Annotated in this window: 14 protein-coding genes and 2 tRNA genes; 6 read left to right on the forward strand and 10 right to left on the reverse strand. The window is 60.1% G+C overall.

What is annotated here, in order from left to right; all coding sequences use genetic code 11:
• Positions 1-106: 106 nt before the first annotated feature.
• Entirely contained in the window at positions 107-802 is a 696-nt protein-coding gene (locus DCO45_RS18075) for a VIT family protein (RefSeq protein ID WP_116927128.1), read from the reverse strand.
• A gap of 36 nt (positions 803-838) precedes the next feature.
• Positions 839-1,345, reverse strand: coding sequence for a cytochrome b (locus DCO45_RS18080; protein WP_347707649.1), 507 nt, complete (start codon positions 1,343-1,345; stop codon positions 839-841).
• Between the two features lie 1,054 nt (positions 1,346-2,399).
• On the opposite strand from DCO45_RS18080, the gene DCO45_RS22765 reads away from it, so the two are divergent.
• The 5 genes from DCO45_RS22765 to DCO45_RS18105 all read left to right on the forward strand — a co-directional run bounded on the left by DCO45_RS22765 (position 2,400) and on the right by DCO45_RS18105 (position 5,401).
• Entirely contained in the window at positions 2,400-3,416 is a 1,017-nt protein-coding gene (locus DCO45_RS22765) for a hypothetical protein (RefSeq protein ID WP_133248198.1), read from the forward strand.
• 14 nt (positions 3,417-3,430) lie between these two features.
• On the forward strand, positions 3,431-4,201 hold the full coding sequence (locus DCO45_RS18090) for an IPTL-CTERM sorting domain-containing protein (RefSeq protein ID WP_116927130.1): 771 nt from the start codon (positions 3,431-3,433) through the stop codon (positions 4,199-4,201).
• Between the two features lie 310 nt (positions 4,202-4,511).
• Positions 4,512-4,601, forward strand: a tRNA-Ser gene (locus DCO45_RS18095).
• 15 nt (positions 4,602-4,616) lie between these two features.
• Positions 4,617-4,693: transfer RNA gene (locus tag DCO45_RS18100), tRNA-Arg, on the forward strand.
• 336 nt (positions 4,694-5,029) lie between these two features.
• On the forward strand, positions 5,030-5,401 hold the full coding sequence (locus DCO45_RS18105; protein ID WP_182343134.1) for a response regulator: 372 nt from the start codon (positions 5,030-5,032) through the stop codon (positions 5,399-5,401).
• A 3-nt stretch (positions 5,402-5,404) separates the two neighbouring features.
• Here the strand turns inward: DCO45_RS18105 and DCO45_RS18110 are convergent, their stop codons facing one another.
• The 8 genes from DCO45_RS18110 to DCO45_RS18145 all read right to left on the reverse strand — a co-directional run bounded on the left by DCO45_RS18110 (position 5,405) and on the right by DCO45_RS18145 (position 12,921).
• Positions 5,405-7,384 carry a response regulator gene (locus DCO45_RS18110; protein ID WP_116927131.1) on the reverse strand — a complete coding sequence of 660 codons (1,980 nt, stop codon included), beginning with the start codon at positions 7,382-7,384 and terminating at the stop codon, positions 5,405-5,407.
• A 5-nt stretch (positions 7,385-7,389) separates the two neighbouring features.
• Positions 7,390-8,238: an ATP-binding protein gene (locus tag DCO45_RS18115; protein WP_243419420.1), complete on the reverse strand. Its 849-nt coding sequence runs from the start codon at positions 8,236-8,238 to the stop codon at positions 7,390-7,392.
• Positions 8,239-8,332: 94 nt separating this feature from the next.
• A complete protein-coding gene (locus DCO45_RS18120) occupies positions 8,333-9,349 on the reverse strand; it encodes an ATP-binding protein (RefSeq protein ID WP_116927133.1) in 1,017 nt (338 codons plus the stop codon).
• Positions 9,340-9,744 carry an anti-sigma regulatory factor gene (locus tag DCO45_RS18125; protein WP_207788097.1) on the reverse strand — a complete coding sequence of 135 codons (405 nt, stop codon included), beginning with the start codon at positions 9,742-9,744 and terminating at the stop codon, positions 9,340-9,342. The genes DCO45_RS18120 and DCO45_RS18125 overlap by 10 nt, the downstream gene beginning before the upstream one ends.
• A complete protein-coding gene (locus tag DCO45_RS18130; RefSeq protein WP_116927135.1) occupies positions 9,734-10,108 on the reverse strand; it encodes an STAS domain-containing protein in 375 nt (124 codons plus the stop codon). The genes DCO45_RS18125 and DCO45_RS18130 overlap by 11 nt, the downstream gene beginning before the upstream one ends.
• A gap of 2 nt (positions 10,109-10,110) precedes the next feature.
• On the reverse strand, positions 10,111-10,956 hold the full coding sequence (locus DCO45_RS18135; protein WP_116927136.1) for an STAS domain-containing protein: 846 nt from the start codon (positions 10,954-10,956) through the stop codon (positions 10,111-10,113).
• A 403-nt stretch (positions 10,957-11,359) separates the two neighbouring features.
• Positions 11,360-11,992 (reverse strand): LysE family transporter, encoded by a 633-nt coding sequence (locus DCO45_RS18140; RefSeq protein ID WP_116927137.1) that lies wholly within the window; start codon positions 11,990-11,992, stop codon positions 11,360-11,362.
• Positions 11,993-12,084: 92 nt separating this feature from the next.
• Positions 12,085-12,921 carry an AraC family transcriptional regulator gene (locus DCO45_RS18145; RefSeq protein WP_116927138.1) on the reverse strand — a complete coding sequence of 279 codons (837 nt, stop codon included), beginning with the start codon at positions 12,919-12,921 and terminating at the stop codon, positions 12,085-12,087.
• A 305-nt stretch (positions 12,922-13,226) separates the two neighbouring features.
• Between DCO45_RS18145 and DCO45_RS18150 the strand changes: the two genes are divergently transcribed.
• Positions 13,227-15,587 carry a catecholate siderophore receptor Fiu gene (locus tag DCO45_RS18150; RefSeq protein ID WP_116927139.1) on the forward strand — a complete coding sequence of 787 codons (2,361 nt, stop codon included), beginning with the start codon at positions 13,227-13,229 and terminating at the stop codon, positions 15,585-15,587.
• Positions 15,588-15,621 lie beyond the last annotated feature (34 nt).

Genomic DNA, 15,621 nt, shown 5'->3' on the forward strand with positions numbered 1-15,621 from the left:
CCCATGCCGGATGCTGCTTCTTAGCGGCGAGGATAGCTACTTTGTGAACTTCAAATTGGCAGATTGCTCACTGTGGGTGCCTAGCTGCAGTACGGTTGTCGTTGCTCTATACAATGGTGCTGAACATTGCCCCTACCCCGGTTGTCATGGCCATAGCGAAGGTGCCCCAGAACGATACCCGGATAGCGCTCCTGAGGACTGGCGTGTTTCCCACAGAGGCAGCCGCAGCTCCGAGCATTGCTAAGAAAATTATGGCTGTCGCGACAATCCAATAAAGCAGGCTGCTTTGAGGTGCGAGCAGCACCACTACTAAAGGCATTATCGCGCCTGCGGCAAAACTTGCCGCTGATGCCAACGCCGCTTGCACTGGACGAGCATTCAAGGTCTCGGATATGCCTAATTCATCTCGTGCATGAGCGCCCAATGCATCGTGAGCCATTAGTTGTGTGGCAAGCTGATGATCAAGACCGCGTTGAATGTAAATTACTGTGAGCTCCTTGTGCTCTGCTTCTGGATTGTTTAATAGTTCTTCCGACTCTCGTGAAAGATCTGCTTTTTCTGTATCAGCCTGAGAATAAACAGATACGAACTCACCTGCAGCCATGGACATAGCACCTGCAACTAGAGCCGCAATCGCCGTGGTGATGATGCTGGCATGACTCGCACTGGCTGCAGTTACTCCGACGAACAGACTGGCAGTAGAAATAATGCCATCATTTGCTCCTAATACGGCAGCGCGGAGCCAGCCAATATCTTCAGTGCGATGAGCCTCAAGATGGGCGCGATAGAAAAGCTTGCTCATAGTCAAATATAGGGTTGTGTAATTCTATTTACTAGCTTATGCGCGATTCGCTGGAAGCATGCGAGTGAGAGTGTTATCTCGCATTATATAATGATGAATAAGAGCTGCTGCTGCATGCCCGGCAATAAGGTAATAACCTAGGTTGCCAATCGTCTCGTGTACATCTTTCAACTGACGAGATAGTTGGATATCTGGGTTGATTACGCTAGGTATAGATAAGCCAAAGAGGACGATCGGCTTTCCTGACGCGCTCAAAGTGAGCCATCCCAGTAGTGGCATAGCAAACATAAATAAGTACAAAGCGTAATGCATCGCACTCGCAAGCCTGGTTTGCCATTTAGATGGTGGTGGCACAATATCAGGCCCTACCCCAGATTGACTGCGAACAAGAATTCTTATAAAAACCACCGCTAAAACGCTCAGGCCCAAAAGAAAGTGCAATAACTTCATGACATCTTGTGCAATATTTCCTTTGGGAAATAGTCCATGCAGTTCCATGCTCGCATACACTGCAACGATGAGAATTACGGTTAGCCAGTGCACAAATATAACCCGCTAGCTATATCGTTGTTGCGAATTTTTAATGCTCATGTTAAACATCTCCGGTGATCAATTGAAAAAGGCTGCTAGAAGATATGCCCATAGTATAGGTGGATGTGCTGCATTCTATTTCGACATCCACTTAAGCGGGCGATTATATGAATGCGAAAGATTATCAATCGCTATCACTGCCTAGCCTTATCCGCTGCGTGATCATTTAGACGTGGCTGGGTTATGTAGACCTTAACGCATTAGGTGAAATAGAGGCAATGTCACCTGAGATCGTTTCTCCCAGTGCGGTACTGGCGACGATGGACGAGTAGATGGGTGAAGCACTGGTGCACGTGGAGGCTTTAGAGGTTCAATGATTGTTATCTTGTTGAAATCTTTGATAAATATCGAGGATGCTATGGCATAGTAACAATACGTACTACCGCAAGGATTTCTAATGAGCCAGTCACTCACTCATCCTGTTCGTAACGCCATCGCTCTAGCTGTTCTATCGCTCTCTTGTACGGCTTACTCTTGGGCCGCCTGCTCTGATGCAGCATCAGGCAATCCTGCTCTAACGGCCTCCGCAGGCAGCACGTGTAGTGCCGGTCTCACAGCCTACACTGGCAACAATGTGGCAGGTGCATATCAGGATGGTTCAGTACTGAATCTACAGGCAGGCACCAGCATCACGACCACCAGCAACTCCGGTACCTACACCTTGAGTTCAGGAGGGATGAATATCGGAGGTATCGGTGCGCAACCGGCTGCTGCCTTGGTTCATGCGCTAGGGATGCTCTGCAAAACCCTCGCCAAGCGGGATGGACGCGGATCGGGATGAAACGCAAGGCGTCTTTTGCAGTCAATAGCAATAGCTATTGACAAGGAAGACAACGCAGCGGATCGCCCGAGTCTGCGTTCAGACCACGGCAGGGAGTTTTGCAGAGGGTCCCTAGGTAACTTGAATGTCACATCCCGTGGAGCTAATAGTCGAGGCGTATACATCTATGGCGGTGCAAATGCTGCCAGCCAACGATCCAAGTTGCAGGTGGATGGAAATCTCGTAGTGATGCGCTCACTGGGTGCTGGTGGGGCTGTAGTACAGAACGTCGGTGGCGTAATAGATGTCACAGGCAGCGTGCGAATTGGTGCGGATGCGTCAACCACAACCCCGGCGCCGGTGGATGGAATTCGTAACCGCGGCTCAAGTGGTACCGTTGGAACTAATCTGTTCAACAATGGGCTTACGCTTTATACCTCTGCCACTGGCATTTCGAACAGTGCCGGGTTGGTTCAGGTGCTAGGGTCATCCGCCAGCGTCAATAGCACTGCAGGCACGGCCATCAATATTTCTGCCGGGACTATCGATATGCCAATACCGGCATCAATCGTTAGTGGAGCCGGTACTTCAATCATTGCCAGTGGTGGGCAAGTTGCGCTGGGCAATAGCTCGCTCACATTAGCTAATCCAGCAGCAGGAACGAGCCTTATCACCATTGGTACGCAGCCGGTGACGGTACAGGGTGCCAATGGGATCCAGGCTGTAGCCGCTGCGGGTAACACGGTTGAAGTGCATGGAGGCAATGTAGTTGCCACTACTGGTGACGCGATCGCAGTGAACTCTACGGCTGCGACCAACAGTATCAACATCCTTGCAGGTCAGCTGACTGCTACCTCAGGCCGAGCGATTTTTGATGGCCCGGGCAATGGCAATACCAGCGTCACTTTGGCCAGTGGCGCGGTTGTCAGCGGCAACGTCGTTCTGGGTGACGGCTCCGACAGCCTCACGATCAACGGCACGGATATCAGTCAGATAGCGCTAATTGACGGAGGAGACGATGTCTCCCTTGCGGATGGATACATAGATCGCCTGACCTTGGTAGGTATCAATGGTCCGCAGCCCGGCTCCAAATTTCTTAACTGGGAACGTATCAGTTTGACAGGCAATAGTGACCTATCCTTGACTGGCAGCACTTTGGTTACCGGCGGTGGCTCTGTGGCGGGCGAGGCTATGGGCCTTGTGGTGGACGCAGGCAGTAGCTTACGTGTGCAAGAAACGGCCTTACCGTTAGCGGTGATTTAAGCAATCAAGGCCAGTTGGTTCTGACCAATGGCCAGGCAGGAGAGACCTTGACGGTCATAGGTAACTACACTGGTGGTGGCAGCTTGGCTTTGGACACCGTGCTGGGAGACAGCAGCTCTGCTTCGGATGTTCTGCACGTCTCGGGAGGCACGACGGGTACAACCATTTTGCAGGTTAATAATCTGGGTGGAACGGGCGCGCTTACTACCGGCGATGGCATCCTGGTTGTGCAGGTTGACGGAAGCTCTTCGGGTACGTTTGCCTTGCCCGGTGGGTCACTGATAGCCGGTCAGTTTCTCTATTCTCTCCAGAAGATCGGTAACAACTGGTACCTGCAATCCCAGGCTAATACGGGCACGGTACAGGTGTCCAAGACGGTCGTGGGCCCTGAGGGTGCTCCAGCATTTAGTGGCAGCATTCCGTTCACACTCACCTGTGTCTCGCCCGACCTCAGCCAGCAAGGCAGCATCGCCGTCGTGAACAATGCAGGCGCAGCCGATCCGATCACGGTTACTGCTGGCAGCTCCTGCTCGGTAGCAGAGGGTGCGTTGCCTGCTGCGCCCAGTGGTTATGGGTGGGGAGCTGCCACGCTGCCCGCAGCGACTGGGCCTGTGCCATTGGGAGGCAACTTGACTCTGGCCATCACAAACACGCTCGTCAAGCAGAATACCCCGACTGCAACCCCCACACCAGTGCCTTCGCTCAGCCAATGGGCACTTGCACTGCTGTCCTTGGTTATGGCCGGCTTCACCGCGATGGGCTTGCGCCGCTCCAGAATGCGCTGACCTGTTGAGGGTGGAGACTGCTCGTTGCCCCAGGCGGTACTCGTCAGCTCCACCCCTTCAACTCACCCATCCCTGGTCTAGCCAGGGTAGTAGCTACAGAGACGCAGGCACCGGAGAGCATCTTCGCAGTGCTTGCCCGTCACCAGCCGCCATGGCCCCCTTGCCCGCTGTTCCAGGTTGGTCCGTCCGTAGCAGGCGAGGTGCTCACCCCGCTCAATCACCACCCTCCTGCACATCACAATTTCCAAGAAATCTGCGTTTCTTCCCGAGACCCTCAAATTGCCTGCTACAATTGCAGCTTCGGCGCTGCGGAGAGGTGGCAGAGTGGTCGAATGTACCTGACTCGAAATCAGGCGTACGTGCAAACGTACCGAGGGTTCGAATCCCTCCCTCTCCGCCATAGCATCGGAAATTAGCGGCTGTAGCTCAGCTGGATAGAGTACTTGGCTACGAACCAAGGGGTCGTGGGTTCGATTCCTGCCAGCCGCACCAAAACGTCAAGCCTCAGAGTAGCAATGCTCTGAGGCTTTTTCGTTGAGATATTCGCGTTGCCTGAATGCCGTTGCGGCCCATGGCTGGCCGAGTTCGCCGTCTTCTGGCGCGGGCAGGGCAGGGGCCGGCGCTTTGCATTCCATCAGCTCCCGTGATGCAGGGGCGTTCCTCACCCACCTTTGTCCAGGTCACCAGTGCTTTGAACGTTCAACTCACAACACCAGGGCATGGGTATCGCTTCTGTCCCACACGCATATAGGCACAGGAGCGCCAATAATCAACAAGGCCTCTCCAGCGCTGCGGGCGCCGAGTGTATCTCCTTCATATTCTTCATAAATGATTGCATATCTGTACGTCGAGGATGACGAGGACATCCGCGAGGGCTTTATGGCGGTGATGGACGCACCGCATCGCCAGATTGTTGGCGCCGAGAGCGCAGAAGCGGCGCTGGACCTCGGCAACCAAGGGCGCTTTGATGTCTTGGTGACGGATGTGAGTTTGCCGGGCATGTCCGGTACGGATCTGGCAAGGCAGTGGCTCGCTCAGGACCAACAGCGCCATGTGCTGCTGATATCAGGCTATGCGTTCAACCACGGCCTGGCCAGCATCGGTCCCAACGTGCGGGCGCTGCTCAAAAGCTGCGAGCCCGAAGAGCTGGAGGCGATGCTTGAGAGCATCGAGGCGCAGCTACTGGCGCGCCCCTCCTGAAGGTCAAGCGTCTTTTCCGCGCGGGCTGATCAGGGTCTTGATCAAGTCCAGCAGTTTTTGCGGCTGCAGCGGTTTGGCCAGGTGGAAGTTAAATCCGGCAGCGAGAGCGGCTTGGCGGTCTGCCTCGCGTCCAAAGGCGGTGAGTGCGATGGCTGGCACTTGGCAAAAATAGGCGGGTGCTGCGCGCACCTGGCGCATCAGCGCATAGCCATCCTTGCCAGGCAGGCCAATGTCACTGACCAACAGGTCTGCGCCTAGCGAATGCAGCGACGCCATCGCGCTGTCCACATCCGCCGCTCTGGCTACCGTGGCGCCGCGCTCCTGGAGAATCAGCACCAGTAGATGGGCGACTTCTTCGTCGTCTTCCACCACCAAGATCCGGATTCCACGCAGCTCATCGTGGCCGGCATCCTGGCTCAGCCCTGCTTGCTCACCTTTGGACGCGTCTTCGGGTGCGCCACTGCCCAAAGGCAGGCGAACGGTGACCGTCGTGCCCTTACCCAAGCCTTCACTGGCCACGTCGATATCGCCGGCGTGCAGGTCAACCAGGTGTTTGACAATCGACATCCCCAAGCCCAGGCCACCGGAAGAGCGGCTGCCTGGGCTGGCTGCCTGGGTGAATTTTTCGAAAATGCGCTCCAGAAAGCTGGCCTCGATGCCCTTGCCATGGTCGCGCACCTGCATTATCAGATTGGTGCCCTCCACCGCCAGATGCACTTGCAGCAGGCCCGCGTCGTGTGAAAACTTCACCGCATTGCTCAGAATGTTCCAGAAGATCTGTTGGAACCGCGCGGGATCGACCAGCGCTTTGCGGCCCTGCGTCTGCAACTGCACCTCCAGCACCAGGTGCTTGGCGTCGATAGCCGACTTGAGTGAATCCAGCGAGGAGGTGATCAGCGTAGCCGGGTCCACCCATTCGCGCTCCAAGGTGAGCTTGCCGGAATTGATGCGTGAGACATCGAGGATGTCGCTGATGATGCGCGCTTGCGTGCTGGCATTGCGTTTGATCGCGTCCAGGTTCTTGGCAAACTCGGGCGGCGGGGATTTGCGCAGCACTTGGTGCACGTTCATCATGATGGCGCTCAGGGGATTGCGCAGCTCATGGGAGAGCACCGCGACAAAGTCGTCCTTGGAGCGGCTGTAGCGCTCTGCGGTTGCGCGTGCGGCCTGCTCCCGCTCCAGCAGCTGTTTGCGTTCGAGCTCCAGCTGGATGCGGTTGGAGACGTTGGCCACTGCGGCCACGCGCAGCTCGCCCTTGACGCTGGCGGCCATGCTCCATTCCACATGCAGCAGCTGGCCATGGGCGTCCAGCAAGGCCACTTCTTCGCGCCAGACAGCATCCTTGCTGTGCGGCGAGCACAGGGACCCGATGCGCTCTTCGTGGCCTGTTGCGGCGAATGCCGATACCGCCTGCCCCAGCACCTCGGAGGCGGGGCGGCCCAGCATTTCCAGCATGGCGGGGTTGGCATCCACAAAGCGGCCCTGGTCGTCGATCAGCGCAATACCGCTTTGGGCCTGCTCATAGATCGAGCGGAACTTCGCCTCGCTCTGGTGTACACGCACTTCTGCCATACGCGCGCGCACCAGCGCCTGGATGGTCGCCACCAGCATCGCCGGCTCGGCCGGGTGCGTCAGGTAGGCATCGGCGCCCGCGTTGAGGCCTGCGACCTTGTCGGTGTCGGCTACAAACGCCGCCGACAAATGCACAATCGGCAGTGAGGTGGTCAGCGTGCGCTCGCGGATCATGCGGCACACCTCGAAGCCACCAATGTCGGGCAAATGCACATCCAGCACGACCGCGGAGATATCGCCCAGCGACAGGTCCAGGGCATCCTGCCCGGTGCCCGCTTCCACGGTTTTGAAGCCAGCGGCGCGCAGCGCACGGGCCGTGGCATAGCAGGTGGCAGGGTTGTCATCGACCACCAGGACCGTGTGCTGGGATCGGTCGATGCTGACATTGAGTCTGGCAGTGACGGAGGGCATGGTGTTTACCGGGATGAACGCTCAGCGGCCGCTGGGCTGGGGGCGGCCACCACACTGATCGGAATGGTGACGAAGAACGTGGAGCCTTTTTGCGGCTCACTCTCCATGGCCACGTCGCCTCCCAGAATCTCTGCCAGGCGCTTGCTGAGCGACAAGCCCAGACCGGTGCCCCGCAGACGTTTCTGGATGGGAGAGTCGATTTGCGAATAGTCCTGAAAGATGGCGTGGTGGAACTCTGGTGCAATGCCGATGCCCGTGTCGGCTACGGCAAACTGCACGGCCGTGTCCGAGATGCGCCTGGCGCTCACGCGGATCTCTCCGTGCTGGGTGAACTTCAAGGCATTGCTGATGAAGTTGCGCAGAATCTGCGCCAGCTTGCGGTCGTCGGAGAACAGCTTGGGCACGTTCTGCGGCTCTTCAAAGATCAGCATCACATCCGGGTTGGTGATCACCGGCTTGAACATGCCGCGCAGCGCCGAAAACAGATCCACCATTTCGAACCAGGCGGGCGATACATCAATGCGACCGGCCTCGACCTTGGCCAGGTCCAGCAGGTCGTTGACCATATCGGCAAACTCGGCCGAGGTCGTCTGGATGAAGCGGACCTGTTTTTGCTGCTCTTCCGTCAGGGGCCCGTCGACCTGGTCTTGCAAAATGCGTGCAATGCTCTGGATCGCCCCGATGGGGGTGCGGAACTCGTGGCTCATATAGGCCAGGAAGCGGCTTTTCAGCTCGGTCGCCTGGCGCAGATTGTCGGCCTGGGCATCGAGTTCGGCATACAGCGCCAGCACCCCCCGGTTGGTCTCATCGAGCTCGGCGCGCAACGCTTCCACCTCGGCCTGGGTGGCTGCCATCGCGTGTGCAAGCTCGCTCTCAGGCGCCGGCGCAGCGGAGGTGGCGCCATGCGGTGCGCTGTCTTGTCGGCTTATGTCATTCATTCGTGCCCTCTCAGTCTGCACGGCGCACGATCAGCACGGTCACATCGTCCCGGCCACGGCCATAGTCACGCAGCAGCACCGCCGCTGCCAAAGCCGGGTCACGCCCGAGCAAGGCGGTGATGGCATCCGGGGACCAGCGGGACTGCAAGCCATCGCTGTGACACACCACGATCGCGTGTTCGGGCCAGGCCATCGTCGTCACCTCCACCTGCCGCATCTGCACGCCCACAGTGCCGTTCTGTACCAGCACCGAGCGGTTGTAAATGCCGCTCATCACCCGAATGGCGACATTGCCCGCCCCAGCCGCCAACAAGCTGTTGGCAGCCGCATCCAGCTGCAGACAGCTGATCGCTGCGCCGCGCGTCATGCGCAGAACCTGGTGGGCTTGTTCCAGGCCAGCCTTCATCTCGGCAAAGGGTTGCCTGGCAAACAAATCAACGGCAGCCTCAGAGGCCTCTGCAGCGAGCACGCCGTGCCCCAGGCCATCAGCCACCAACAAGGCGGCACGCTGTCCATCCAGGGCTATCGCCCAGGCATCGCCGCAGACCACCTCGCCCGGCGCCGGCAGCGCCATCGCTGCCACCCGGAACGCGCGCGCGCTCGGGGGCTGGCTCGAAGGCGGCCGAAAGCGCGCCAGCACCACCGTGCCCTTGTCCATGTCTGAATGGATGTCAAAGTCCGTGGCCAGCCGCTGCACGGCGCCCAGGCCTGTGCCGGGCGTGCCTCCGGTCGAATAGCCGTCGCTCATCGCCAAAGGCAGGTTGCCGATGCCCGGCCCGCTGTCTACCGACACGATCTCCAGCTCCGGCTGCGCGCCCTTGCGCGTGGCAATCCATAACTGGCCCTGGCGTGCGTGCTTGCAAAGATTGCTGCCCAGCTCGTTGACCACAATCGCAGCCTGGCCCGCCAGAACCTCGTCAAAACCCAGATCCTGGCACAAGGCGGCTGCATGGCGTCTGGCTTCACCCACGCAGCTGGGGTCGTCGATCGGAAACGACCGGTGGCTGGTGCCTCTGATTATTTCCATCGGGTCACGCTCACACAGGTGCCAACACCGACGGCCGATTCCAACTCGAACTCATGCACCAGTCTTTTGCTGCCCGACAGGCCCAGGCCCATGCCGTTGCCCGAGGTCCAGCCGTCTTTGAGCGCCAGATCCAGGTCGGCAATGCCCGGGCCCTGGTCGCGGAAGCGCAGGCGCAGCCCTTGTTTGATGCCATCGGTCAGCAACTCCCATTCCATCTCGCCGCCGCCGCCATAGACCACGGTGTTGCGTGACAGCTCACTGGCTGCGGTGATCATCTTGGTCTGGTCCACCAGCGAGAACTTCAGCTGTACGGCCAATTTGCGCACCACTTGGCGGCTGGCGACGATGTCGGCTTCTACACGCAAAGGCACTGAGCCCTGTGTTTCATTCGACACGGTGGTCTCCATCGGAGGCCGCTTCCAGCAGCGCCATGCCCCGGCTGACGTTGAGCGCGGTTCTGACGCCGTCCAGCGACATGCCCAGCTCCACCAGCGTGATTGCGACGGCTGGCTTCATGCCGACGACCACGGTGGTGGCATCCAGGATCTGGCCAATGCCCGAGATGGCGGCCAGCATGCGCCCGACAAACGAATCCACGATCTCCAGCGCCGAGATATCGATCAGCACGCCATTGGCGCCCGTCTTGGAGATCTGTTCGGCCAGGTCATCCTGCAGCGCCATGGCGGTCTGGTCTTCCATGTCGATCTGGATGGTGACCAGCAGGGTCCGCCCCATGCGCAAAATAGGAATGCGATACATGGTCAAACGCCTATCTTGGTCTTGGCAACGGTATAGCCATTGCGCTTGAGCGCCAGCGACAAGGCGTCAGCCAAGGTGGCCTTGGTGGTGACCGATTGCAGATCAATGCCCAGGTGAACGATGGTTTGCGCGATTTGCGGACGGATGCCGCAGATGATGCAGTCGGCGCCCATCAGGCGGATGGCCGACACCGTTTTGAGCAGGTGCTGTGCCACCAGCGTGTCCACGGTGGGCACGCCGGTGATGTCGATGATGGCCAGCGACGATTCGGTCTCGACGATGCGCTCCAGCAGCGATTCCATCACCAGCTGGGTTCTGCTTGAATCGAGCGTGCCAATCATGGGCACTGCCAGCACGCCCTCCCAGAGCTTGATGACCGGCGTCGACAGCTCCAACAGGTCTGCCTGCTGGCGCGAGATCAACTGCTCGCGCGTGCGCTGGTAGGCATCCACGGTCCACTGCGCCATGCCATCGACATGGAGCGACACGCTGGAGATGGCATCGAGCAAGCCTTGTGAGTCGGCAGACAGTGCGCGCTGCAGGGCGTCGAACACCGGCTGCTTGAGCCCCAGCACAAAGGCACTGGTATTTCCTGCCGTGCTGCCTTGGGCAGCGCGAGAGGCAGACAGGCTCTCCAACACGTTCTTGAGTGCCTGCCAAGCACTGGAGCCCGAGTTTTGTGCGTCGTTGGATTGGAGGGCGGGCAAGAAGGCGGTGAAAATCTCGGTCGCCTCGGCTCGCACCTTGGCCGAGGCCTGGGGCCCGTTGGTTGCCAGAACCCAGTTGTCAAGAATGGAGGATTTCTCCCGCTCCAACAACCCAACCAAAAACTGCTGATTTGTACTCACGGAAACCCCCTAGCGTATGTGAAGTGCGTTTATATCTGTAACAATTATGAGGGACTGTGCCAGCCTGCAAAGCCTGCGCGGCGCACGCGGATGCATGTCGGCGCTTTGGCTTACAAGCGCTAGGGGTGCCCAATAGCGCGGGGCCCACAAGAAACATTCCGGGGAGTGCTTACAGCGCGCATATTCCCGGTGGACGGACACGGGCCAGCCACCGGTCATCGCGCGAAGGCCATCAGCGCAGCCCTGCGTGCGCGGCCTGCATGGCAAGCCCAAGTTCCGTTCGGCGGCGATTCCCGCCGGTGTAGCCGCTCTAGGAATGCCGCATTGCGCGATCAACGCCGTATGCGCGAATTCATTGTTCGGTGGCCGGACCCATGTCAGCGCTTGGATGGCCGAGTGGCCATCAACGCAGCCACAGCGCCGCGATCACCCCCAGGGCCAGCACGATCAGCACCCCACCCGAGATGCGCTCCAACCACGGCAGCGCCCGCGCAAAGCGCCGCAGCACCGCCGGGTTGCCGATCAGCGCGGCAATCAGCAGATCCCAGAGCAGCACGATGCTGAACATCCAGCTGCCATACGCCAGCTTCCAGCCCACGCTGGCATGCGGGCCCGTCAGCATGGCCGCCAGACTGGCGTAGAACAGCGCGTTCTTGGGGTTGAGGATGCCTGAGAGAAACCCCATGCAGGCAGCGCGGCGCCAGGTGGTGGCAGCTGAGGCCGCCCGGCCCGGGCTGGCCACGACGCCCAGCGCACTTTTGCCCGCATGGCGGATAAACAGCAGGCCCAGGTAGAGCAGATAGCCGCAGCCGGCCATCTGCAGCAGGGTGAACAGCCGGCTGCCCGGCTGGAGCACGGCGACACCGGCAAAGGCGGTGGCGATAAACACGCCATTGGCCAAGGCGATACCGAGGCAGGCGGCGCCAGCGCTGCGGCAACCGCTGGCCAGCGAGGTGCGGGCGATCAAAAAGAAATCAGGACCGGGGGAGAGCAGCGCCAGAAAATGGACGGCGGCGATCAGGAAAAACTGTTGCATGCAAAGGGGCCAGGCGGGTGATGACCTTGCATGGTGGCGGCTGCCGACTGCCTTGTATTGAACGAAATTGCAGCGGTTGCTATGGGCTACGACTAATGAGCCTTACGAAAGCAGCCCGGCGTGACGCCCGTATGCGCCTTGAACACCCGCTGAAAATGCGCCTGGTCGGCAAAGCCCAGTTGCTGCGCCACCGCGGCGATACCGTCCGGCCCGCGCAGCTGCTGCTTGGCCAGATTGATGCGGTGGTTGAGCTGCCAGGCATGGGGCGCCATGCCTGTTACTTTGCGAAAGGCGCGGATGGTCTGGTAGCGGCCCATGCCTGCCAGATCGGCCAGCTGGTCCAGCGGGATGCTGGCGCAGGGACTGGTACGCAGGCAGTCTAGCGCCGGGCGGATCTGCCGCGCCAATTGCGTTGGCACCGCTGGGGCGCAGATGTGCAGGCCTTGCTGGCTGTCGAGGTCGCCGATGAACGCGATCAAGCTGGCCTCCTTGTCGGCCGCTTCTGCCTGTGAAAACAGCAGGGCATTGAGCTGGCAAAAGCGCGCGTAGCGGGCCGGGTCATTGACGATGCGCACTGGCTCGTTGGCCATGCTGGCCGGGTCGACGTATTCCTCGCGCAGCGCCTGCAGCCAGCTGGCATCGAGGTGCAGCATCTGGTAGCTCCAGGCGGCATCGGGCGCAGGGTTGCAGGCATGCACGCGCTCGGCCGGCACAAAGACCAGCGCGCCAGGTGATAGCCGGACGGGGCCGGCCTCGGCCCCGGTAAAGACGCTGTGGCCGCCATCGACCGCGCCAATGGAAAAGCTCGGGTGGTGGTGCGGCTTGTAGCAGGCCCGGCTCTGGCTGGCGCGGCGGCTTTCCACAAAGGGCAGGGCCGGGTCGCGCCAGAACGCCTGGGGTGCATTGCTGACTGGCGTTGTGGAGGACATGCAAGGGCTTTGACAGGGTCAGGGGGCAGTCAGCCGGGATTCTCGCATGGCCGCGCCCAGCCCCACCGCAGCGCCTGCCGCCCCCGTGCGATGGAACGACTGACGTCGTCAGCAGCGATGTCGGGTCAGCGGCCTGTTGCCACTTCGCGACAGAAGACGGGGTTTGCCGAAAGCAAAGTGAAATTAGTAACGAGAATCGTTATCATTGCGAGTTAGCGCTTGCTCATCTTCTGCGGTGTGGACGGGTATTTCCGATCCAAGCCGATGGATCTGCAAGCGTTTTGTTTACTTTGCTTTCCTCGTTTATGACAACACAAACCTATATCAAAAGTCGCAAACATGGTGCTCCCGTTCCTGCCCCCAAGGCCGGTCTGGTGGCAGCGACTGCCATCGCGGTACTGGGCATGCCGGCTTTGGCGCAGAACGCACCCGCACCGACCGTGACGCTGAAAGAAGTGACCGTGGAGGCACCGCGGGAGACCGGCTATGAGCCCAGCCAGCTGTCCTCGCCCAAGTTCACCCAGCCGCTGGTGAACACCACGCAGACGATCTCGGTGGTCAAGGAACAGGTCATGAAGGAGCAGGGCGCCACCACCCTGACCGAAGCGCTGCGCAATGTGCCGGGTGTTGGCACTTTCTACGCGGGCGAGAACGGCAACACCAGCACGGGTGATGCCATCTACATGCGCGGCTTTGACACCTCGAGCAGCATCTATGTGGACGGTGTGCGCGACGTCGGCGCGCTGTCGCGCGATGTGTTCAACACCGACCAGGTCGAAGTGACCAAGGGCCCCGCCGGCACCGATTACGGCCGCAGCGCGCCCACTGGCGCGATCAATATGGTCACCAAACAGCCCAACATGACCGACAGCTTTGGCGGCTCGCTGGGCTTTGGCAGCGGCAGCTACAAGCGCAGCACCATCGATCTGAACCGCAGCCTGAGCCACGAGAATGGCACGGCATTCCGCCTCAATGCGATGGTGCAGGATGCCGGGGTCGCCGGCCGCGACCAGGTCAAGAACGACCGCTGGGGCCTGGCGCCATCGTTCGCCTTTGGTCTGAACACCGATACGCGCGTCTTCCTGAACCTGCTGCACGTCAAGCAAAGCAATGTGCCCGACGGCGGTGTACTGACCATGGGCCTGCCCGGCTACAGTGCGCCCGACCGCAGCAACTATCCCGGCTATCGCAGCTTCCTGAACAGCGCATCGCGCGTGGATTCGAGCAATTTCTACGGCACGGCCTCGGACCACGACGATGTGACCGCCGACATGGTCACCTTGCGCCTGGAGCATGACATTGCACCGGGCAGCACCTTGCGCAACACCACGCGCTGGGGGCAGACCAAGCAGGATTACCTGCTGTCGGCCTTCATGGCGACCGGCTATTCGCAGAACGCCACCACCGGCGCCTGGACGCCGGGCTCCTTGCTGACGCCCAATCCTGCGGATCCCTCCACCTGGACGATGTCGCGCAACATCAATACCAAGGACCAGGTCAACCGCATCCTGACCAACCAGACCAACCTGACCACGGCTTTTGCGACCGGCTCGGTCAAGCACAGCCTGAGCACCGGCCTGGAGCTGACGCGCGAGGAGCAAACCAATTACGGCCTGGCGACGACGGGCGTGGTGCCCACCGTCAGCATCTACCACCCGGATTCCAGCGTGTCGCTGCCGTCCTATACGCGCAACGGTGCGGACAGCAAGGGCACGACCGACACCGTCGCGCTGTATGCCTTTGACACCTTGCAGTTCAATGACCAGTGGCAAGCCAACATGGGCCTGCGCTGGGACCACTACAAGACCAAGTACAACGCAATGGCCGTGTGCACGGCGACCTCCACCACCCAGCCTTGCGGCGCGAACCCGGCTGGCACCGTGGTGCCCACCACGTCGGATGGCCTGCAGGCTTCGGGCAATCTGCTGAGCTGGAAGGCCGGCCTGCTGTACAAGCCCGCACCCAATGGCAGCGTGTATGTGAACTATGCGCTGTCCCAGCAACCACCGGGCGGCAGCAACTTCACGCTGTCTGCGGTGGGCAACAATGCCGGCAATCCCAACCTGGCCCCACAAAAGGCCAAGACGGCGGAAGTGGGCACCAAGTGGGAGCTGCTTGACAAGCGGGTGCTGCTGACCGGCGCACTGTTCCGTACCGAGATCACCAACGAGATCGTGACCGACTCGGACGGCTCGGTGAACCAGACCGGCAAGAAGACGGTACAAGGCCTGGAGCTGGGCGCCACCGGCCAGATCACCCCCGCCTGGGGCGTGACTGCGGGCTACACCATCCAGAACACCAAGGTGGCCACGGGCGCCAACGTGGCGCAGGACGGTTCCAGCGGCCTGACCTACACGCCCAAGAATGCGCTGTCGCTGTGGAGCAGCTACCAGTTCTCCTCGGGCCTGACCATCGGCGGTGGTGCACGCTATTCCAGCGGCCTCAAGCGCGGCACCGATGGCGCCGTGGGCACGCCCAACTTCACCGAGTCCTACTGGGTGTTTGACGCACTTGCCAGCTACCGCATCAACAAGAACGTGGACATCCAGCTGAACGTCTACAACCTGTTTGACAAGCGCTATGTGGCAGCCATCAACAAGAGCGGCTACCGCTACTTCCCCGGTATTCCACGCTCGGCGCGCGTGACGGCGAACTTTAGTTTCTAATTCGTCTTTTTGGGTACCAGCCCCGCGTCTGCCG

Source organism: Comamonas sp. JNW (assembly GCF_003105075.1).
Taxonomy (GTDB): Bacteria; Pseudomonadota; Gammaproteobacteria; order Burkholderiales; family Burkholderiaceae_C; genus Comamonas; species Comamonas squillarum.